Below are 21329 nucleotides of genomic sequence, written 5' to 3'. Positions count from 1 at the left end.
TCCATCATCAGCTTCGGTCAGCAAGCGCGCAACGTGATCGACGCTGCAGTCGGCTGATTGGATGGCGGGCGCAACTCCTGTACCCATTGACAGTCGTCATGCTCGGTTGGAAGATGAAGAAGGTCCGCGGCGATAGCCATACGGGAAGGCAATGGTCCAACCGCCAGATACCGGACACCATCCTGGCAGCGTCGTCGCGGTCATCGTCATTTGTTTGATCATCGTTGCTTTGTTCTTCATAGGCTTCAGATACTCAAGGCCAGGCCAGGGTACCCTCGTTATTCCTGGCGGTACGCTGCAGCAACCGTGAATCCGACCCCTTGGCGCTGACGCGGAGCCGTTCTCAGGCCAAAGTGCCCCGGCGGGACTGGTGGACGCCGCAGAATGGGCCGGCGGTTCGCAGCCGGTCTTTTGCTTCCCGCCGCGGCATTCCTTTCCCACCTAAACAACCGAGCCTGACCGGTGTGAGGTCGACCATACTAGGAGACGACGAGCGCTCAGCCACCAGGCACTAGACGGCCCTGATCAGCCGGAGCAGAGAAAGCGCTTCGAAAAAGGTCCCCTTGCGAAAGGCAAGATAGGTCGGCTCTTCGACACCATGGAACCGGCGCTTGAAGGCCGCCTGCCCCTGCAGATTGAAGCGGGTGCGATTGACCCAGGGGGAGTCATAGGCACGCTGGAAGGCGTGCCGCCAGAAATCGCTTTCGGCAAACCCGCTAGGTCCGATTTCGACAAGCGGCGACAGGCCTAGGGTGACGACGGAAACACCTTCATCGCGAAAGCGGTCGACCGCGAATTTGGTCAGGCCGATCTCGGCATGCGCCGAGGCATCGATGTGCTTGCGCTTGAACGAGGTGGTGTAGCCGATGACCTTGCCGTCGCTGAACAGCGGATCGAAATCCAGCAAGGCCACGAGTTCCCCATCCGGACCGTGCAGGACGAAACGGCGCATATCGACGCCAAGGTGATCGGCAAAGGGCCTGTTGAGAAATCTCATCTCCCAGCGCTTGACAATGCGGTCGGCCCGCCAATTCTGGGAGAGCCTGGCAATCTCGTCGAGGAAGACAGTCCCGTTGTCCTCTGCGAAGGAAAAACCCTTCTTCAAGAGCCAGCGTTCGGAATAGCGCACTGTCTCATTGCGCTTTCCGGAAAAGTCGTGTCCGGGCAGGACAAGCCTAGTATCGACGCCGAGGCGGTTGACCTGATAGCCAAGCCCGGCAAGCACGCGCGCCGTCTGGTCGCCGATCTGCACAAACCACGGGCTGCCGGCAACCTCGATGAAACGTCTGATATAGTCGCGCCGATCGGCCGGGGCAGCCACTGGATCACCGAGCGCGAAATGATGTCGCGTTTTGCTGCCGTAAGCGATGTAGCCCTGGGCATCGCCGAAGTAGTGAAGCCCCCTCTGCACGGCGGTCGAATAGGCAAGGGAAAAATCACCATGGCGACGGACCAGCGCCAGGCGCTCGACATGGTTCAGCTGCAGCCGCGGTATTTTAGGCCCGCGGTTCTCCAGGAAACGATCGAGGCGTCTTCGCAGTGACGGCATGGTCGACTTTCGCGTGCCGGCTAGGCCGATGAAAGAGCTGACGGACTCCAAACCGATCATATTGGCGCGAGCTGAACCTTATCTCAGCGCGGCATGGTTACCCGGCCGGAGCCGCCAGATTCGTAGGTGCAATCTGCCCGGTCCCGCCCCCCGGCGGCAACACGTTGTCGACGCCCCGCGTCTAACGGCTGGTTGCTGCGCCCTTGGCGACATGAAAATCAATGCCACTTTCGGAAGCGCCCAGGTCACCTGCCAAACACGATGTTCTTATCGAACGGCGCTCTGAGAAGATTCCGCTTGATCGGAAGCCAGGAACTCGTCGCGTTCTGCTATCCACAAATCGGCGTAGTCGACATTCTGCCATTCGGCAAACCACGGGCCGCCGCTGGTATAGTGGACCGCCTTAGGTGTGCCGACCGCAGGCTTTTCATTCCAACCTTCGAGCCAATTCCACTCTACCGGCAATGAGCCCAAATCTTTGTCGGCAACCCACTGCATTCGGTGAAGATAGGCGCCACTTTCCTGATTCACGACCTCTGGCGTGAGCGATCTGACCGAAGGATGCGCGCAATTGAACAGCATCAGCGACGACCAGTTTTTCCGAGGATAGGACGTCTGGACCACACCATCCATCTTGGTTGTGGCCTTCGGCGTATAGTCATGCTGGACGCAATAGACCGCCTTGTCCGAGTCCGTATATTTCAGCAGGCCTGCGACGTCACCAAGCCACAGGAAATCGCAATCGCAAAACAGGGCCCAACCCGTGTAGTCGGCGAGAAAGGGCGTGAGGAAGCGCGTGTAGGTGAACTCCGTTGAGGCGAGCGGATCTTTTTCCCGCCAATATAGCCCGCGGGCACGCATCTCGTCCTGTTTGATCGGAATGACGGAGACAGGCGCCGACGCATGTTTGAGCAGCGAGTGTCGCGCGACGTCGTACGCGATCGGCTCACGGCTGTCCCATCCGATAAATACCCTAAACGCATCAGTCATATTCACTACCCTGGCTTTCGATTTTTACGGTCGTACACTAACTAGTTGGCGATGGCTCGGCAACAATTGCGGTCAACCAAGCCGGTTTCTCACAGATTTGTCCTGGCCTCAGCGTTGCTTTGTTGGGTGGACCGGGCCTCGCATTCCCAATGCGACACGGGCCCATTTCTGATAGGTGTAGCTGGCCGAATACGCGGCCACCATCGCACCAATGGAACCGTCCAGAAATCCCAGCCGGAAAATATAGCTGCGCACATAGGCCCAGACCGAGCGCAAAACCGCCTTGCCTATCGAGCTTTTTTTGCCCTCGGCAAGCAGTTGCGCGGCGGACGCTTCTGCGTACCGGCCGATCTTGTCGTGGGCATCTGCCAAGTCGGTAATGGAATCGTGCTCGATCGGCTGGGACAATCGGCTGACCTTCCCGTTCACCAATACCTTCTCGTGCACGGTGTCGTCGCTGAACCGCCCGGAGCGGCGACGGAAGAGCCTGAGCACCAGATCGGGCGACCAGCCGCTATGGCGGACAATGTGCCCGCAAAAGCGCGATCTTCTCGGTATTTCGAAGCCGTCATTGGCTTTTGGGTCGGCGATTGCGGCCCTTATTTCCGCGCCGAGCGGCGCCTCCACCCACTCATCGGCATCCAGCGAGAGGATCCAATCCCCCGTTGCCGCGGCCAGCGCACGGTTTTTTTGCGCGCCGAAACCGGGCCAATCAACGGTCATCAGGACCTTGGCCCCCAGAGCACCGGCAATCTCCCTGGTCCTGTCGCTGCTGTTGTTGTCGAGAACGACGATCTCATCGGCAAAATGGACCGACCGAAGGCATTGCGCGATGGACGCCTCCTCGTTGCGGGTGATGATAATGACCGAGAGCGCCGGCACGGTCAGAATGCTCCGGCATCAAGGCTGCCACCGTCATTCGAATGCATCTGCAGCATCGGTTTCCGGCCCGTTAGCAAACTGAGGGTACTAACCTAATTCAACAAAGTCGAAAATCATTTCAGATCAAGGCTTTCATAAATCGCCATCATTCGCTTGATCATGACATTGAAATCATAGTGTTCGGCCGCCGCTCTCACCCGGGCTGCGGTGTCAGGTCGTGACGACAACCGCAGCGCGTGCGCGAGCGCTGCAGCGAGGTCGCTTTCGCTGGCCGCATCGCAAACGAGCGTCGGCTCGAACCGCTCGACAAGCTCGCGCGCTCCACAGCCGGTGCTTACCACGGCGGGCAAGCCGCTGGCCATCGCTTCAATGACCACTGTGCCGAAAGGATCATAGATGGAAGGCAGCACGGCAATATCGGCCGCGCCGTACCACGGCAGCATGTCTTTCTGCGGCCCCAGCATCTTGAGCCGTGTGCCGAGACCGAGCCTGTCACCGGCCTGCCTGAAGGCGTTGGCGCGCGAATCATGGCCGATGACCCACAATTCAGGCTCGCCATCGAGCCTGGCGGCCGCCTTCATCAGTGCAAGCAGTCCTTTTCGCGCAAAGCCCGAGCCGACAAACAGGACGACCGGCCTGTTTTCGTCGACGTCGAGCCGCGCGCGGATTGTCGCCCGATGCTGTTGGCGCAGCTGCAGGTTGAAGCGGTCGAGATCCACCCCGTTGGGAATATGGTGCACATTTTCCGCCGGATAATCGTAGTGACGGACAATGTCCTCGGCGACCATCTTCGAAATCGCTATGACAGCTTTGAGCCGTGGGCTGGCATAGGTTGCGCGCTCGAGGCGCAGCGTCTGGCGGTGAAAGGGGCTCAGCGCCATTGCCGCCCTGCCAAGCCGCGTCTCGAAACGCCGCCGCTCGGCAAGATAGGCGGCATGAACGCCCTCCCCGGCCCGGAAGACATCGCAGCACGGGAGGCGATCGTTGCTCTGCACCAGCGCCGGCGGCATCTCGGCGATCTTGCGGCAGGCGGCTTGAGCAAAGGACGTCGCCCGCAGCGAACGCGGAAACCGCCGACCGGCACAATGGATGAACTCGATGCCTTCATAACGCGGCCAGTCGCCGGACAGCACGGCCACCCGCCGCTGACGCGCGGCGAATGCGGCCATGATGTTTTCCAACATGATCTCGCCGCCACCGAAGGGCGCATAACGCTGGCGCACGAACAGGATCGGCCTGTCGAATTGAATTTCGGTGCCACGAATGCCGGCGTACATAGGGTCTGGGCTCCGGCCTTGTTGCCATCTGACGATGTCTATAGAGGCCAGCTCGCATCGGCAACACTTGGAAAGCTCCCCCGCCGGAACTCAGAACAGGCCTGTGTCGATTGTCCGCAACTGCTTGCGATTTGCCTAACGGTGCTGCATGTAGAAATTAACTGCAAACAGCGGATCAGCGCCAGCTCCAGCCGGTGACCGCCATGAGGGGAATCGATGGCTTGAGCAAAGCAACCTGGCCCGCCATTGTCCGCCGGACGATTACCGACACCGCCATATATCGGCTGAGACACACCTTCGGAAGACGGGCAGAAGTGTCATCGCTGCGGCCGATAACGCCCCTTAAAGCGAATGACCTGCCTTTGATCCTCGTCATCCGCAACGAGGCGGACAGGCTACCCCCGTTCCTGAAGCACTATCGCGAACTCGGCGTCACCAGATTCGCCGTCCTCGATGATCGCTCGACCGACGGCACAGCTGAGCTTCTGGCCGAGCAGCCAGATGTCGATCTATTCAGCTCGCCGATCACCTATTCGCAGTCGGACCTGGGAAACCTTTGGCGACAGCGGATTGTGCAGATCTATGGTCAGCCTCGCTGGTATCTGACCGTGGATGCGGACGAATATCTTGTCTATGACGGCATGGATCAGCATCCGCTCGGTGCGATGGCCGACTGGCTGAAGCGGCGCGGAATGACACGCCTGCTGGCGCCGATGATCGACATGTATCCGAGCGGAAGCATCTGGGACGTACCCTTCGATCCCATCGTGCCGCCATGGCAAGTTGCAGACCATTTCGACGGCAGCGGCTATGAGGTGACGAGGAGCCCCCGGCATCTCAAGATCACAGGCGGCCCGAGAACCCGGCTTTTCGCCAGGCAGCACAAGTTGACCAAGTTTCCTCTGATATATGTTGATCGCCAGACGATTTTTACGTCGATTCACTCACCGCTGCCCTACTGGCGAAACTATATAAAGGGATTGGCTGGCCTGCTTCATTTCAAGTTCTTCGCCGATTTCAACGACAAGGCGCAGGTCGCGGTGGCGGAAGGTCAGTATTGGAACGGCGCTTCCAAATATCGCCAATATCATGAGGTATCGAGCGGTAAAGCCGCTCTCAGCGCGATGAGCGAACAGTCAATGCTGTACGAAGGCGCTCACAGCCTGTTCAAAACGGGTTTGATCGACAAAATTGATTGGTAGACGGCATTTCAAGCAGATGCCGAGCCGACATCATGCATAACCGAATGCTTTCATAAGCTGGGCACCTCGTCCTTGTACCAGGTCCTGTAGCTCGGCGTTTCCAAGTTCGGAGCGCCATCTTCCGCTCCCGTCATAGATCGGCTGATTGACCTGTTGGTTCCGGAGCACCGCATGTGGCGTCTCGCCGCTGGCGTCGGTCGGCTTGAACCACTGCTGCGGGTTCTTGTGATAGTCGAGGAGATCCGGCCTGAAAGTTACATCGAGAAAGCTGCATATCTGCTCGACGACTTTGGCCGGATTCTCGACTAGGTCCTCATAGCGATAGATCAGCACATCCGGCTTTCCCCGTTCCGCAAGAACCAGCGCATTGTCGTTGATCCAGCGGTCGAGAGCCTCCGTTGGGTCGCCAAGTCGTTTGATCAGGGACGCTACGACGTCGCGCCCATCTCGCACCGGCATGACGAAACGCGCACCGGGGACGAGCCGGCGAATGCGGGCGACACGGCGGATATGCCGCGGTGTCTTTTCAAGCAGCACGTTCTTTCCAGCATCGAGCGCCGCCCGCTTCAGTTTCCAGAAGCGGAACATGGCCAGTGGCGTCCACTTGAAGAAAATGTTGGTTTCCTGGAGCGGCAGGTAGACGTCGGGATGCGACGCAAGGATCGTCGCAATCAACGTCGTCCCGCTATGGCCGCAGCCGCAAATGAATCCGGTCCGCATCACCATGTCGGCAATGCTCCCTAACCCAAGGCGACCCGGGCGCGGTTATCGACGCGAGCGTAGCACAAGCCGTTCGTGCTAAAAACCTTGTCCAGCTTCTCCCAATATTCGAACTTAGCCAACTGCTCGTCACAATAGGCCACATCGTCCTCGGAAAGATATTCGCCGTAACCGCCTATCTTGCCCTTGCGCACCTTGAAGCTTTCGGGATCATTCGCATCGCGCGGCTGTAATATCTTGCCGTATCGATCGGACAGATCACCAGTCGATTCACTCACTTTCATCTTGTCGAACGTTCGGTTGTTCGCCACCTCGACAAGCGTCCGATCGTCAGCCTGCTGGTTCAGGAATCCAAGGATCGCGCGAAGGACACCAGCGGTATCCCGATGCATATCTTCATATTGAAGATACCGGATTTCGCGCATCCGGGGCATGGCCGCGAACCAATGCAGATTGAATCTGATGATCTTTTCAATCCCATGATTGTCGCTTCTGATAAAATCACTGAACGATCCCGCTGGAAGCATGTGGCGCTTCTGAACCTGAAAGTACCCTGAGACCACCGTATCTCTTGGATCGCGAACAAGCATTATTGTTCTTCTCTTTTTATACCGAGATTTATTCTCCTTGAGGCTCGATTTCGGTCGAAGTAACTTGTGGTCGGTTCCGTCGTGAATGTATTGAACTTCAACTCCGAGATCGTCCAGCATGACACGTAGCCAGGTGCGCCCCGATTTTGGAAAGGATACGATAAGAGGAAGAGGCGGCGCTTTGGCCTGGAAAAATTTTAGAAAGGACATGGGAGAGACCTCCTTTAGATTATCAGAGCTGGCGCCCGAACCGCTGCCGGCCAGACCAACCCCATTACTGGGCGCCTAAGCCTACGGCTAATTCGAACACAAGGCAGAAATGCCAGCAAGAATTGCGATCCTCTGCGGGGCGAATTGGCCTTTACTATATCCCGGTTCGGAATGCCTTATGTTTTTTGGCCTGCTGCGACGACTGTTCGACACGGGCGCTCCATTCCGCGATCCGTCGGCCGAACCCTTAATGCGGATCGCGTCGAAGCGTCTTCAGTGACACCCTTTCGGACGACAGGCATTAGCCACTCACTTTTGTGAGCCATGGCGCCAGGATGGCCTCAGCCTCGCCCATCACCACGGACCAGGGGCGTTCCCGTTTCGAGACCAGCACGGCCGATGGATAGTAGGGCGTGCGGTCGCCCTCGACCGGCCAGGAGCGCTTGAAGCCGTCGCCCAGAATGAAAACCGAGGGGATGCCGAGCGCGCCCGCCAGATGCGCTCCGGTATTGCTGATGGTCACCACGGCGTCCATCGCGGCAACCTGCGCGGCGAAAAGGTCCATGTCGACGAGCTGATCGACCGATCTGTCATGAAGAATGCGCTCCGGCTCACCGTCGGTCAGGAACTTCAGATCGGTCTCGATCTGGCCGTACTGCAGCGAGACGAACCGGAGGTCCGGTCGGCCTATCAGGTTTCGCCAGGCGGCAAGCGGCGGCAGGTCTTTGCCAGGATTCGAGCTGCCCCATGCGATACCGACCAACGGCCGTCCTTCATGCCGGTAGCGGGCGCGAAGTTCAGCGACCCGGGCCGGATCCGGCTTAAGGGGCACGAAATGCTCGCGGATCGTCGCCTCGTCGGTCTCGAAAACGGCAGTCAGATGCTGGACGCCGGCGAAGGCCTGCGCCTCGCCATAGGCAGCCTTGCCGTCAGCGCCGACCGGCCGCACATCGGCGGTCGGAAAAGTGCGCTGAAAGAGCGGTACCAGGCGGCGCTCGACCAGGACGATCGAACGGGCGGCGCGCCCCAACGCACAGCCGACGGAACTCGCATGATGGATCGCGGTGGCCAGACCCTGCTTTTCGGTTTCCATCAGATCGACAAGCAGTGTCTGGCCCGAAATATCCTGGCCCAGCCACTCGCCATCGACGCGGCCGTTGACGATGTGGCGTCGGGCGATCCTGAGTTCGGCGGCTGCGCCATAGGCGCCCATCCGCATCAGCGCCTTGCTGAGCTCGTCGATCAGGTGGACCTCGCCCCTCGACTTCGCAATGGATCCAAGAGCCAGGGCTTTCGGCAGTGCCGCCGGCCAATCGCGGGACTCGACGCTTCGCCGATAATCCGCCATCTGATCGGCAATGTCGCCGTCGCGCCAGCGAAGGAAGAGCTGCCGCCGGTGACGTCGGAACCAGACCTTGTATCTGTAGCCTGCAAGCGCGACAGCGCGGCGCAACCGGCCGAGAAGTTGGCTACCCTCCATCGCCAGCTCCGCCGATGATTTGCATGACCCGTCCGCCTGCTTCCTGCACTGCCGACGCCCAGGCTCGGCCGCCTTTTCGGACCAGTCGAACGCTCGGATATGCGGCGACGGTCTCACCGAAAGCAGGCCAGGACAGCCGAAATCCATCGTCGAGCATGACAATCGTCGGCACGCCGAGCGCTCCGGCGAGGTTGGCGCCGGTATTGCTGATCGTGACCACCGCGTCGAGCGCCGCAATTTGGGCGGCAAAGCGGTCCATGTCCGTCAATTGGTCGACTGAAGCGTCATGGATGATGCGCCCCGGAGCGTGGCGCTCGAACTCGGAGAGGGCCGGCCCGACATCGCCATATTGCAAGCTGACCAGGCGCCCCGGCAGGCTGCTGAACAGCGTCCGCCAATCGTCCAGAGCCGGCAGATCCTTGCTCTTGTTCAGGCTTCCCCAGGCAAATCCGATCAGGGGACCTGGGCCGCCATCGAGATAGGTGCCGCGCAGCTCGGCAACCAGTCGGCGGTCCGGCTCCAGCGGAACGAAGGGCGCGCGTGCCGCCGGGTCGTCCGGCCAGAAATGCTTTGCGAGTGTCTCGAAACCGGCAACGACGTCGGCGTCCACTGCCGCCATGTCCTCTTCCCCTTCAATCCTGACATCAAGCGCAGGATATGTTCTGCGATAAAGCGGTGCCAGTCGCGGCTCGACGAAGACAATGCATCGACCAGCAGCCGCGACCACTGGACCAAGCAGCGACGCGAACTGGAAAAAGATCGCCAGGTCGCCTTCGCGACGATCGACGAGAAGCGTGCGATCCGCAAGATCACTGCCATCCCAATCGGGTCTGCCGCGCTGCTTGCTCGCCGCCATCAACTGCCAGATGCGATTTCCTCCGTCGAGACGCCTCAGTCCGCGCCCCGCTTTCTTGATCAGGCCGAGATCGCCAAGCTGCTCACCAAGCGCGCCAAGCGCCAGTGCATGGTCGCGAGCAGTTTGCCAGTCACCACGCTGCACGCTTTCCTCCATCAGCCTCATATGCCTTTCGGCGCTTTCGTCGGCGTGGCGCGAGGGACGTCTAAGAAGTTCCTTTGCCCGCTCGAGAACCTTCTGCAGCCGCTTGCCGACGGCGCCTTGCGGGCGCAGATCGGCGGTTTTTGCCTTCTGAAGGATGGTTCGTCTGTTCTGCACGGCGATGTTCTATCGTCCTCGGGGAGCGTCGGAAAGCGTCGTCAGGATCGACGAGAGCCGCCGGCCGGCCTCGTCGAGCACCAGCGACCAAGGGCGTCCCTCCTTGCGAATGACAATGCCCTTCGGATACCAGGGTGTCCGGTCGCCGGTCACCGGCCATGCCGTCTGAAAATTATCGTCGATGAGGAAAACACTCGGCACGCCAATGGCTCCGGCAAGATGGGCAGCTGTATTGCTGATCGTCACGACAGCATCGAGTGCGGCGACCTGTGCGGCGAAACGGTCCATGTCGACCATCTGGTCGACGCTGTCGTCAAAGATCAGACGCGCGTCGTTGCCGTTGCGAAGGCGCCGCAACGCCGGCTTGACCTGCCCGTACTGGAGCGAAACGAATGTCGCTGGCGTCTGGGCGATGAACCGTGCCCATTCAGGAAAATCAGGCACGTCCTTGGTATGGGACTTGCTGCCCCAGGAGAGACCGACCAGCGGCAGATCCGTCATCGCCCGATAGCGCTTGCGGAATGCCTCGACGAGTTCAGGATCTGCCCGCAGCGGTACGAAGTCGGCAGCAAGCTTTTCGGCGTCGCGTCCGAACACCCAGGCGAGATCTTCGAAAGTCGCGTGTTTGTCGCCGACCACATCCCGCTGCGCCGGGACCACGGTCGCCTTCGGGAACGTTCGCTGCAGAATTGATACCAGGCGCGGCTCGACCCGGATTGTTGCGCTTTGCGCATAGGCAGCGGCAGCGCCGGCCAGTCGCGCGTGGCGGATAACCCGGCCAAGGCTGCGCGGGTCATCCTCCACAAGATCGATCAGCAGTGTATCCGATCCGAGATTCTCGCCGGTCCACTCGTTGGCGCTTTTCCCTTTCCGCAGCCGGCGAGCGGAAAGCCGAAGCTCAGCTGCCCGCGCAAAGTTGCCAAGGCGTTCGAACGCCTGGCCCGCCTTCTGCATCAGCTCGGGGTCGCGATTATGATCGGCCGTGACAGCCATCTCATTGGTACCGGCTTCAAGGCCTTTCCAGTCCCTGCGCACAATCAGTGCCGCAACCTTGGCCTGCAGCTCAAGAACGGAACGAGGCTGCTTGGGACCGGAAAACAATCCGCGCACCGCCTTTTTGTACCGGCGCACCTGAAGGCCCAGTCCACCAATCACATACCGGACATAGGAACCGTGATAAAAGCTGGTCATCGGCCTTCAGCGCAATACGCTCTGCCGCAGCTTTTTGCCGCTTTCGACCATCGGATCGGCCGTCTCCAGGTGGAATATCGAACGATATATCTCGCTGTGCTTGGAAAGCTGGTCATGCGTTCCAGCGTCGACAAGCTGTCCGGCGTCAAACACGAGAATACGATCGGCCGCCTTGATTGTAGACAGCCTGTGCGCAATGCAGATCACTGTGCGCTGAAATGTGTTGTCGAAGGCTGCCTCCATAACCGCCCGTTCGTTTTCACCGTCAAGCGCCGATGTCGCTTCATCATAGACGATTACCGCAGCATTCTTGAGCAGGGCGCGTGCGATGGCAACGCGTTGTTTCTGCCCGCCGGACAGGTTGGTGCCGCTTGGCCCGACAAGCGTGTCGAGCCCGTTTTCGAGCGCCGAAGCAAAGCTGGTGACCCGGGCGAGATTCGCAGCGGACTCGATTTCCTGATCCGTGGCATTCGGGCGGCCGTCGCGAATGTTGTCGCGGATCGAGCCTTCAAACAGGAAGACGTCCTGTGACACAAGTGCGATGTTATCGCGGACGTCGGCCAGGCTGATCTTCGAAATGTCCTTTCCGTCGATCAGGATCCTGCCCTTGTCCGGCTCCATCAGACGCAGGATCAGATTGACGATGGTGGTCTTGCCGGCGCCGGAGCGGCCGACGATCGCCAGCTTCTCACGAGGTCGCACATCGAAGGAAACACCCTCGAGCGCGGGGCTGTTGCCGTCATAGGAAAAGGCCACATCTTCAAAGCGGATACCACCATCGACGTCGGTCAGACGCTCGCCCGCGATCGCGAGTCGCCGCTGCTCGGGCGTGTCGATCAAATCATACATCTGCTCGACGGCGACCATTTGCTTCTGGATGTCGACATTGACCCGGGCCAACCGCTTGGCAGGCTCATAGGCAAGCAGGAACGCGGTAATGAAGGCCATGAATTCGCCGGGCGTCTTGCCGTTGCCGAGGGTCTGCCAGCTGGCGTACATAACGAAAAGCCCGATGATCACGCCGCCGCCGGTCTCCATCAATGGGCTCATCAATGCTGACGTCCGGTTGATCTGGATGCCACGTCTCTCCATCTTGCGGACGGCCTTTGCAAAGCTGGCGACGGCCTTGTCCTCGAGCTGGAAGGACTTGATGGTGCGGATGCCTTCGACGGCTTCCGTGCCGATCGACTGGACCTGCGCGGCCAATTCCGTCTCGCCCCTCGCCAGCGCCTTGAGCTTCCTGGTTATCGCGCCGACTGACAGGAACAGCATCGGCAGAACCGCCACGGATATCAGCGACATCACCGGGTCCTGCTTGACCATGACGCTGGCCAAGGCAATCAGGGTCAGCAGATCAGAGACGGCGCTGCTCGTGAGGGTGAGAATAACGGTCGCCCCGGCGCGCGCGTTGAACATGATTTTGGAGATGAATTTTGCCGGATGCTGGTTCGCGAAACGGCTGATGTCGAAACGCACCATTCGAGAAAATTGCCGGTTTTGCAGGTCCGAAACGATAGCCCGGCGAATCTTTCCCGTTGTGACGGTCTGGCAGTAGGCAGCTATGCCCTTGACCAGGAAAATGCCGATGATGACGACGCTGATACCCGATACAGCGGCAGCATCTCGCTCGACATAGATGGTGTTGATCATGACTTTCATGATCCAGGCCGTCGCGCCGACCGCGGCAGCAGCAGCGATCGAGCACAGCAAACCTGTCACATACAGCATCTTGTGCGGCGGCAGATTTTCGCCAATCAGACGCTTGATCAGCGGATATGCCGGGACCGTTGACACTCGTTTCTTTGCAATCATCTTGTCGCCGCCCGTTGCGATCCCGTCCGGTCTTCGTGTTGTCTTGAAGCACGAGACGGTTTCGATCACCTGTCTGTGGCTTCGTTCCCGACCGCAGTCAATGCCGAACCGGATCCTTGCACGTCATCGGCTTATGACTGTCGGTTCCTCGCGTCCGAGCATAGCGGATCCCAGCCACGCGGCTCTTGCGCCATTCGCCGTCGGCCGCGCTATGCCCGGTCAGTGTTTCGCGAGGACCATGAGATGGCTTCCAAGAGGCGATGTGTGATTGCTTTTGATTGAAAAGCCCACATCCGAAAGCACGGCGATCATCTCCTTATCCTTGCCAGGAGGGACGCGGGCAACGATCGTTTGAGCACGCCCGGCGATATCGCACAGCACGCGTCGCGCCTTGTCCGCGCCGAGGCTCCACTGCATGTGATGGTAGACCGCCAGCAGCATGACGATGTCGTACTGCGGTTTGAGAACATTTTGCAGCTTCCGGCTGCCAAGATCGAGACAATCGAACTGGCTTTGGACCGGACAACCCAGGAAGATCATCCTGGCCGTCTCGATATGCGGCTTGAGAATGTCGATCCCATGGATCGAACTCGGTCCTAGCTTGGATATCTCATAGGCGACAATACCCATGTTGCAGCCAACATCGAGAATGGATTTCCCGGCGTAGTCGACCTCTGCTGAGAATAGGCCGTCCAGTCTGTCGTCCCACGTTCCCTTGAATCTCTTTTGCTTATTTGACCACCACAAATCATTGTTCTCCAAAAACGGCGCCGGACTGGTTTCCTTGACGGAGGGGGACCGTGCGCCCGGCCTAACTCGGTCCAGTTGCTGGCGCGCAAACGACACTGTCCTGAGCGTCCTGTAAACGCAACCGCGGGAGAAAGGAACTCCTGATCACAGCATCCTGCGAAGACGTTTCGGTAAGTTGACGAACACCCGGCCCGACAAATCGACATACTGGTTGGAAATGGCAACGTCGCTTGGCGCCCCCGTAGGCAAGGCAAGCCATATTTGTTCTTGCTTTGTGCCGGCAGCTATGCTACTAATTTGGCTATGGTGCTGATTTGCACCAACGACCGTCTTGCCGCGACATGCGGTTTTTCAGCCAGGCTCGATCAAAGCTCGCCCGCATCGCGGGGCTTTTGGCCAATCACGGCCGAGTGCCGGCCTTTTCGGCAGCTTCCGAGAATGGAAATCGGAAAAGCAGCTTCCGGTTCTCGTCGCAGATTTCGAAGGAAAGACCTGTCAGGACCGGGCTGCCGCTGAGCAGGCCCTCGGCCAGGATTTCCTTGGCCGAGGCCATTGCGTTATCCTGAGCCGCGGACAAACCGTCCAACTCCTGACCCTCGAAATCTTCCGTCAAGCGGCCCTCATTGTTTCGGAAATGGAAAAAATATCTCGGCATGGCTGCTCCGGTCGGTCGGTTTCTCTAATGCATGTCGCGCAAAACTGTGCAGCGGTTTTGCGGCAACGACATGCACAAAAACAGGCACTTACAGCGCATCGCATGAGGCCGATCGACGCGATGCGCTTTAGTGGCGAGCGCCTCAGGAACAGCGTCGGATTTGTGCACGACAGCACCGTGCGATTTTGGCGTTGGGATTCATGGCGTTTAGGCCTTCATGCGTCAGGTCGATCGAACAGCACCCCCAGCCCGTGTTCGAACGCACATGCCGCAATCATGTCGTCCAGGACTTTTCCGGAGGCCGGGCAATTCGGCATGACAGCCCTGATCGCGATCTCAGCCGCTGCGGTGGAAACCGCATCGTGGCGCCTCTTCCTGGTCTCCATGTATTGCTCGAGCAGAATTTTCAGGCGCCGCGCGGCAATCTCGTCAACGACCATCGTTCTCCCTCGATTCGGCACAATCCGTCTTCCGGGTCTGTCCTCCGGGTGAAGGTCCGCTGCCATTGGGTAGCAGCGGACCACTCGGCTGGGTGAGCCAATGACCCGAGGCGGGGGTGTCTCGGACCGACACCACAATAGCTTCGGCAGGCCACTCGTTCCACAGACCGCTGTCGTTGGTAATTTTCGTACACTGAGCATTGCCGCAGACAGTCTGCGACCGTGGGACTTTTGCGTCATGCCCGTAGCCTGATAACCGGATCAGCTTCGGCTTCGATCGACATAGCTGTAGATGCCCGCGCCGATCGCGACCGCTCCTACAGTGATCAGAACCGATGGCACACCCATTAACGTGGCGATGATCCCCCAGACAATGGCGACGGCAATTGCGCCGGCCGTTCCCAGCACCAGTCTAAGCCGTTTCGACATTTTCCGTTTCCCCCAAAGTGCAGCTTCCTTTTTCTGGTCGAAATACCGCAATGCGGCAGCATTGTCTGCGCTTTGTTCAACTTTTTTCGCCGCCCCTGAGCCCGACCGCTGAGGCGTAAGCGATCCGTATGCGGCCTTGTTGCAAATACCCACTCGACAATCAGGAAGCTTGGGCGCGAGCCCGAGAAGCGAGGCGTCAGAAAGCGAGGTATCTATGCAAAATTTTCGGAATTTACTCCGGTTCTCGATCGTGGCCATGGCGGCCACGACAACCGCAATAGTGATCACCGGCCTTACCCCCGAGACAACCGAAGCGAATTTGATTTGCCATAGGTTGGTCTGCAAGAAAGCGAGCAATGAACACAGCGCTTTCGGCACCAAATATCAGCGCAAATGCACCTGCGAAAATATAAACGAGGGCGCCAACAACCATCGCTCCCCACACAACCTCAACAACAGGCCCATCGGCGGCTCAAGCAGCAGCAGTGGTTCGAGCGGCACCAGCAGTTCGAGCGGCAGCAGCGGATCCAGCGGCAGCAGCGGTTCAAGCGGCAGCAGCGGCTCCAGCGGCACCAGCAGTTCGAGCGGCAGCAGCGGTTCGAGTGGCACCAGCAGTTCAAGCGGCGGCAATGACGGAACAAGCAGCGGCGGCTCAAGCGGATCGAGCAGTAGCAGCGGATCCAGCGGCGGCAACGACGGGACAAGCAGCAGCGGTGGAGTGTAGCAGCTGCTCAGGTGGCACCAGCGGCGGCGGGTGGGCACACTACGTGACCCGTGGCGGCCGCCGACGACGATCAACCCTCATGACAACGGGAGTAGCAGCTTGACGCTCCAACCGAAATCCGCGACCGCGCCCCTCACCGGCCTTGCAGGACTGTTTGGTCTTGCGCTGGCCGTCGGAGTGCTCGTCAACAGAAGCTGGCCTGTGCATTTGCAGGCCATGACTGTCATTGCAGCTACCGCGGCAGCGATGATCGCGGTCGACACGGCCTATTTCCAGACGTTCCGGAGGCGTTCGACGGGATTGCAGGCGAAGCCGATGCGAGCGCTTGAAGTCGAGCGCGTCGTGCGCAAGCTCATCGGCTTCATCGTCACGCTCACGACCATTGCCGCAGTCTACTGGATAGTGCCGGAATACCGGCGCGGGTTTTACGCCCCCTACTGGGCGGCGCTTTTCGACACCTTGCCGGCGCTGCTCGTCGCCGCGCCGTTTTATGTTGCCTATGTCGACCGCCGGCAGACCGATCCGGAAGATTCATATGCCGAAATCGGTGCATTCGTCCTCAGCGGCGCCGTGCCGCAAAGGACCGAGCAGATACGCCAGCACGTGCGGAGCTGGATCGTCAAAGGCTTCTTCCTGCCGCTGATGTTCGTCTATCTGTGCTCCACACTGGGTTCGATCCTTGCCGGGCTGGAACAACCGTATCGATTCGACATCATGCGCTGGCACGCTTTTGCAATCGATCTCCTGTTCATGGTGGATGTTCTTGTCGCGGTCGTCGGCTACGTCTTCACGCTGCGCGTCCTCGACAATCATATCCGCACCGTCGAGCCCACCGTATTCGGCTGGCTGGTTTGTCTTGCCTGTTATGAACCCATCAACGCCGCCACCCGTGCCTACCTGAACTACGAAACGGGCGCCAACTGGACGGCGGTGATGCCCTCACCGGCGCTCCAGGTTTTCTGGGGGTCGGCGATCCTCTTCTGCATCTTGATTTTTGTCTGGTCCACCGTGAGCTTTGGCCTGAGATTTTCCAATCTCACCAATCGCGGAATCATCACCTGCGGACCGTATCGCTGGATCAAGCATCCGGCCTATGTTTCGAAAAACCTCTCCTGGTGGCTGGTCTCCCTACCTTTCCTCACCGCCGCAGGACCCGCTGAAGCGCTGCGGCACTCCGCCATCCTGCTCGCGCTTAATACCATCTACGCACTCCGCGCCATCACCGAGGAATGCCATCTGTCACGCGACCCCGATTACGTCGCCTATCGCGATTACATCAGCGAAAACGGCGCCGTTGCTCAGCTCAAACGACTGTTCGCGAAAGCGAGTCGGTCGCCGATCAGGCGCTCAGGCTGAATGCCCTTGCTCGGACCATCTGCGGCAGCTTGCCTATCGCCTCAAGGCGTGATCGCGATGCCGATCCTCGCCGCTCATCGGCAACGGCCGATCGCCCTCGAGCAGGCGGGTGATCCGGGCGAAGCCGGCAAAAGCCTTTCTCGCTTCCTCGGCCGACATCCGGCCGGCCATGGCCGCAGCGCAGCAATTCACGGCGCACTGGTAAACCGGCCCGCGCCGCCCGGCCGGCCATTTTCGCAAGAATGCCATCGCTTCGGCAACGCTGTCGATCTCCTCCACGGGCTGTCCCTGTCCGCGCAAAATCCGCACGGGCGAAAAGAATTGCAAGCGGTCCATCATTTCCTCCCCGTCGACCGGATGCGTGCGATCGAACCCCACTAAACTCGCGAACCCGACTTTGGTTCCCGGCAAAACATGGCTTGGCCTGAAAAATGTTTGCTGGACGAGACGAGCAACGGTCGACGCGCCCGGCAGCTCCAATTGGGTGACATCTTGCCCCAATTGGGTGGCATCTTGCCATTGTACGGGAACGTTAGCGCGGCTGATGCATTTCGATGCCACGAGCAGTCTTTTTGAGGGAAATGCCAAAACATGAGAATAGCCCATGTGGCGCCGCTCCATGAATCCGTGCCACCCCGGTTCTATGGAGGGACGGAGCGCATCGTCTCCTATCTGACCGAAGGATTGGTCGAGCTTGGCCATGACGTGACCCTGTTCGCCAGCGGCGATACCAAGACGTCGGCGAAATTGGTGGCGTGTCGCGAGCGCGCGCTCCGTCTCGATCCGCGCCCGCACAAATCCGAAACCGCGGCGCATCTCTCGATGCTCGCCGAGGTGAGGAGCCGTGCGCAACAGTTCGACATCATCCATTTCCATCTCAGCCACTTCCTGCATTTTCCTTTCTTCGAACACATGCCCGACCGGACGGTGACGACACCGCATGGCAGGCTCGACTATGTCGACCTGGCCCCGGCCTACGAACATTTTCCGCGCTTTCCGATGATCTCGATTTCGCGTAGCCAGAGAACCGGGCTACCCAGGGCAAATTGGCTGGCGACCATCCATCACGGGCTACCGATCAATACGTATGAGCCGACTTTCGAGACGGAGGTGGACGAGCCGTATCTGGCCTTTCTGGGCCGGCTGTCGCGCGACAAGCGCCCGGACCGTGCCATTGAGATCGCCTTGCGCTCCGGGCTGAAACTGAAGCTTGCGGCAAAGATCGGCGACGACGACCGCCCTTTTTTCCACGACACGGTCGAGCCGCTGATCGACGGCGACCGTGTCGACTATATCGGCGAGATCGAAGAGGACAGAAAAGCGGAATTCCTCGGCAAGGCGGCCGGCCTGCTGTTTCCGATCGATTGGCCGGAGCCGTTCGGTCTTGCCGCGATAGAGGCTATGGCCTGTGGCACGCCGGTGATCGCCTGGAAATGCGGTGCCCTGCCGGAGATCATCGACCACGGCGTGACCGGTTTCCTTGTCGATACGGTCGATGCTGCGGTCGCCTCGATACCGGAATTGCTGCGCCTCGACAGGCGACAGGTGAGAGCCGTGTTCGAAAACCGTTTTTCTGCCACGAGAATGGCCCACGACTATGTGGCTGCCTATGTGCGCCTGATCGGTACTCCCGGTGAAGCGAGAGCGTCCTGATCGGCGTCATTGTGGACGTTGGAACGAAACGACAGAGCTTGTGACGTATGAATCAACTCGACGAGCGTAAGCTTGATCCCGCCGTAGCCCTTGCCTCCCTCGACGAGGTTGCGCCCCGGGAGCCGCACCGGCTGTTCGCCCTCAAGCAAGCCGACTGCTTCGCGGTGGCCGACGCCTATGGCGACATCCGCGGCGCCGGCGATGGCTTTTTCCGAGACGACACGCGTGTGCTTTCGGAATTCCGGCTGACGGTCGGTGGCCGGCAAATGTCGTTGCTCGGCGCCTCGCTCAGCCAGGACAATGTGCTTTTCACCTCGAACCTGACCAATCTGCCGATCCAGAGTGTCGGTGGTCGCGACATTCCGCAGGGCGCGATCCACATAGAACGCGTCAGGCTGCTTTGGCAGGACCGGCTGTTCGAGCGCATCACCCTTTCCAACTACAGCCAGGAATCGTCGGCCATTCGGGTTTCCTTGCATTTCGCAGCAGATTTCCGCGACATGTTCGAGGTGCGCGGTTCGACCCGGCTCAAGCGCGGAATAGCCCACGCCGCCGAGACCAGTCCGACATCCGTGGTGCTTCGATATGACGGGCTGGACCAACTCGTGCGCCTGTCGGCGATCTCGTTCTCGCAGGCGCCGGACAATTTGACCGCCAGCCGCGCGGATTTCCTGGTTGCGGTGACGAAGCGCAGCAGCGAGGTCCTCTATATCGAGGTCGGCCCGGAAGTGGCGGAGACACCCGACCGCGACCGTTTTCGGGCTGCAGCCGCCCGCGCTCGCTTCGGCATGCGCGCCAAACGCCGCCACGGCGCGACGGTGCACAGTTCTGGCCGCGTCTTCAACGACTGGATCGAACGCGCGCGCGCGGACGTGGCGCTGCTGACCACCGAGCTTGCAACCGGACCTTACCCCTATGCCGGCATACCCTGGTTCTCGACGGCATTTGGCCGTGACGGGGTGATTTCCGCATTGCAGATGCTGTGGTTGAATCCTGGGCTGGCGCGCGGCGTACTCGCCTTTCTCGCCCAGCATCAGGCGACCGAAACGTCGCCGTTCAGCGATTCGCAGCCCGGCAAGATCATGCACGAGACCCGCAAGGGCGAGATGGCGGCACTGCGGGAGCTCCCGTTCGGCCGCTATTACGGCGGCGTCGATACCACGCCGCTCTATATTCATCTCGCTTGCGCCTATGCGGATCGTACCGGCGACATGGCGTTCGTCGACAGCCTGTGGCCATCGCTCTGTGCAGCGGCCGAATGGACGGAGGAGACAAGCCGCGCGACCGGCTTCGTTACCTACCAGCGCGGCGCCGAGACCGGCCTTGCCAACCAGGGCTGGAAGGACAGTTTCGATTCCGTCTTCCATGCCGATGGCCGCATGCCCAAGGGGCCGATCGCCCTGGTCGAGGTGCAAGGCTACGTCTTTGCCGCGTTCCGTGGGCTGGCGGCGCTCGCCCGCCGCCGCGGCGAGGACGACAAGGCCGATCATTGGGAGGAACGCGCCGAAACCATGCGCGCCGCGGTGGAACGCCATTTCTGGATGGACGATCTCAATTTCTATGCACTGGCGATCGATGGTGCAGGCGAGCTCTGCAAGGTACGGACGTCGAATGCCGGCCATCTTCTCTTTGTCGGGCTGCCCGAGCCGGAACGGGCGCAGATGGTCGCCGATCAGCTGCTCTCCGCGTCGTTCCACTCTGGTTGGGGCGTGAGGACGCTGGCCGACGATGCGATATTCTTCAATCCGATGTCCTACCACAATGGTTCGATCTGGCCGCACGACACCGCCATGTGCGGTGCAGGCCTGGCACGTTATGGCGTGCGCGACAGCGTGGTTCGGCTGATGAGCGGCACGTTCGAATCGGCTGTCCATTTCAACATGCGGCTGCCGGAACTGTTCTGCGGCTTTACCCGGTCGCCGGGCGAAGCGCCCATCGCCTATCCCGTCGCGTGCCTGCCGCAAGCCTGGTCAGCGGGATCGGCCTTCATGCTGATGCAGGCCTGCCTTGGGCTCGAAATCGACGGCTGGAACAGCGAAATCCGGGTCACCCGCCCAAGGCTGCCGATCGGCATCGACACGCTGACATTGCGGCATCTGGGTGTCGGCTCGACAGTGGTCGACCTCACATTTCAGCGTGTCGGCGACCGGGTCGTCGCCTTTCTTGCCGACCGGTATGAGGGGATGGTGCCGCTCATCGTGCGCACTTGATGCCGCCGCGCTGCGGCGCATCGAAAATGACGCGC

Annotated in this window: 20 protein-coding genes; 4 read left to right on the top strand and 16 right to left on the bottom strand. The window is 60.1% G+C overall.

The features are described 5' to 3' along the window. Positions 1 to 511: 511 nt before the first annotated feature. The 4 genes from NKH33_RS12215 to NKH33_RS12200 all read right to left on the bottom strand — a co-directional run bounded on the left by NKH33_RS12215 (position 512) and on the right by NKH33_RS12200 (position 4698). Positions 512 to 1549, bottom strand: coding sequence for a phosphatidylglycerol lysyltransferase domain-containing protein (locus NKH33_RS12215; protein ID WP_352471917.1), 1038 nt, complete (start codon positions 1547 to 1549; stop codon positions 512 to 514). A 267-nt stretch (positions 1550 to 1816) separates the two neighbouring features. Further along, positions 1817 to 2539, bottom strand: coding sequence for a glycosyltransferase (locus NKH33_RS12210; protein WP_352448862.1), 723 nt, complete (start codon positions 2537 to 2539; stop codon positions 1817 to 1819). Between the two features lie 108 nt (positions 2540 to 2647). After that, complete coding sequence (locus NKH33_RS12205; RefSeq protein ID WP_352919674.1) at positions 2648 to 3421, bottom strand: glycosyltransferase family 2 protein; 774 nt, start codon at positions 3419 to 3421, stop codon at positions 2648 to 2650. Between the two features lie 113 nt (positions 3422 to 3534). Beyond that, the gene (locus tag NKH33_RS12200; protein WP_352919671.1) at positions 3535 to 4698 is read right to left on the bottom strand and encodes a glycosyltransferase family 4 protein; all 1164 of its coding nucleotides are present in this window, start codon (positions 4696 to 4698) and stop codon (positions 3535 to 3537) included. Between the two features lie 221 nt (positions 4699 to 4919). Between NKH33_RS12200 and NKH33_RS12195 the strand changes: the two genes are divergently transcribed. After that, entirely contained in the window at positions 4920 to 5900 is a 981-nt protein-coding gene (locus NKH33_RS12195) for a glycosyltransferase family 2 protein (protein WP_352471921.1), read from the top strand. A 30-nt stretch (positions 5901 to 5930) separates the two neighbouring features. Here the strand turns inward: NKH33_RS12195 and NKH33_RS12190 are convergent, their stop codons facing one another. From NKH33_RS12190 to NKH33_RS12140, 11 genes are all read right to left on the bottom strand, one after another. After that, the gene (locus tag NKH33_RS12190) at positions 5931 to 6626 is read right to left on the bottom strand and encodes a sulfotransferase family protein (RefSeq protein WP_352613686.1); all 696 of its coding nucleotides are present in this window, start codon (positions 6624 to 6626) and stop codon (positions 5931 to 5933) included. 14 nt (positions 6627 to 6640) lie between these two features. Continuing rightward, positions 6641 to 7420: a sulfotransferase domain-containing protein gene (locus NKH33_RS12185; RefSeq protein ID WP_352471923.1), complete on the bottom strand. Its 780-nt coding sequence runs from the start codon at positions 7418 to 7420 to the stop codon at positions 6641 to 6643. A gap of 301 nt (positions 7421 to 7721) precedes the next feature. Further along, positions 7722 to 8900 carry a glycosyltransferase family 9 protein gene (locus NKH33_RS12180; RefSeq protein WP_352919667.1) on the bottom strand — a complete coding sequence of 393 codons (1179 nt, stop codon included), beginning with the start codon at positions 8898 to 8900 and terminating at the stop codon, positions 7722 to 7724. Next, entirely contained in the window at positions 8890 to 10074 is a 1185-nt protein-coding gene (locus NKH33_RS12175) for a glycosyltransferase family 9 protein (RefSeq protein ID WP_352613690.1), read from the bottom strand. Before NKH33_RS12175 ends, NKH33_RS12180 begins: the two co-directional genes overlap by 11 nt. A gap of 9 nt (positions 10075 to 10083) precedes the next feature. Further along, positions 10084 to 11265: a glycosyltransferase family 9 protein gene (locus NKH33_RS12170; protein ID WP_352919664.1), complete on the bottom strand. Its 1182-nt coding sequence runs from the start codon at positions 11263 to 11265 to the stop codon at positions 10084 to 10086. A gap of 6 nt (positions 11266 to 11271) precedes the next feature. Next, positions 11272 to 13059 carry an ABC transporter ATP-binding protein gene (locus NKH33_RS12165; protein ID WP_352471929.1) on the bottom strand — a complete coding sequence of 596 codons (1788 nt, stop codon included), beginning with the start codon at positions 13057 to 13059 and terminating at the stop codon, positions 11272 to 11274. 237 nt (positions 13060 to 13296) lie between these two features. Continuing rightward, complete coding sequence (locus NKH33_RS12160) at positions 13297 to 13923, bottom strand: class I SAM-dependent methyltransferase (protein ID WP_352919661.1); 627 nt, start codon at positions 13921 to 13923, stop codon at positions 13297 to 13299. A gap of 304 nt (positions 13924 to 14227) precedes the next feature. Then, positions 14228 to 14482, bottom strand: coding sequence for a DUF6894 family protein (locus NKH33_RS33230; RefSeq protein WP_352977186.1), 255 nt, complete (start codon positions 14480 to 14482; stop codon positions 14228 to 14230). A 215-nt stretch (positions 14483 to 14697) separates the two neighbouring features. Continuing rightward, positions 14698 to 14922: a hypothetical protein gene (locus tag NKH33_RS12150; protein ID WP_352502409.1), complete on the bottom strand. Its 225-nt coding sequence runs from the start codon at positions 14920 to 14922 to the stop codon at positions 14698 to 14700. 261 nt (positions 14923 to 15183) lie between these two features. Next, positions 15184 to 15729, bottom strand: coding sequence for a hypothetical protein (locus NKH33_RS12145; RefSeq protein WP_352919659.1), 546 nt, complete (start codon positions 15727 to 15729; stop codon positions 15184 to 15186). 6 nt (positions 15730 to 15735) lie between these two features. Beyond that, entirely contained in the window at positions 15736 to 16113 is a 378-nt protein-coding gene (locus NKH33_RS12140; RefSeq protein WP_352919657.1) for a hypothetical protein, read from the bottom strand. Here NKH33_RS12140 and NKH33_RS12135 point away from each other — a divergent pair. Further along, positions 16106 to 17431, top strand: coding sequence for a methyltransferase family protein (locus NKH33_RS12135; RefSeq protein WP_352919655.1), 1326 nt, complete (start codon positions 16106 to 16108; stop codon positions 17429 to 17431). The two genes, NKH33_RS12140 and NKH33_RS12135, sit on opposite strands and share 8 nt — an antisense overlap. Positions 17432 to 17464: 33 nt before the next feature. Here the strand turns inward: NKH33_RS12135 and NKH33_RS33225 are convergent, their stop codons facing one another. Then, positions 17465 to 18037 carry a DUF982 domain-containing protein gene (locus tag NKH33_RS33225; RefSeq protein ID WP_502893790.1) on the bottom strand — a complete coding sequence of 191 codons (573 nt, stop codon included), beginning with the start codon at positions 18035 to 18037 and terminating at the stop codon, positions 17465 to 17467. Between NKH33_RS33225 and NKH33_RS12125 the strand changes: the two genes are divergently transcribed. Together NKH33_RS12125 and NKH33_RS12120 are read left to right on the top strand one after the other, a co-directional pair. Further along, a complete protein-coding gene (locus NKH33_RS12125; protein WP_352919652.1) occupies positions 18023 to 19084 on the top strand; it encodes a glycosyltransferase family 4 protein in 1062 nt (353 codons plus the stop codon). The genes NKH33_RS33225 and NKH33_RS12125 overlap by 15 nt on opposite strands. Before the next feature lie 47 nt (positions 19085 to 19131). Further along, positions 19132 to 21294, top strand: a complete 2163-nt coding sequence (locus NKH33_RS12120; RefSeq protein ID WP_352540550.1) for an amylo-alpha-1,6-glucosidase — start codon at positions 19132 to 19134, stop codon at positions 21292 to 21294. Positions 21295 to 21329: the final 35 nt, after the last annotated feature.

Origin of the sequence: Mesorhizobium sp. M1182 (assembly GCF_040318335.1) — a bacterium.
GTDB lineage: Bacteria > Pseudomonadota > Alphaproteobacteria > Rhizobiales > Rhizobiaceae > Mesorhizobium.
Note: the sequence above shows the minus strand (reverse complement) of the source record. Positions and strands in the feature narration are given on the sequence as shown.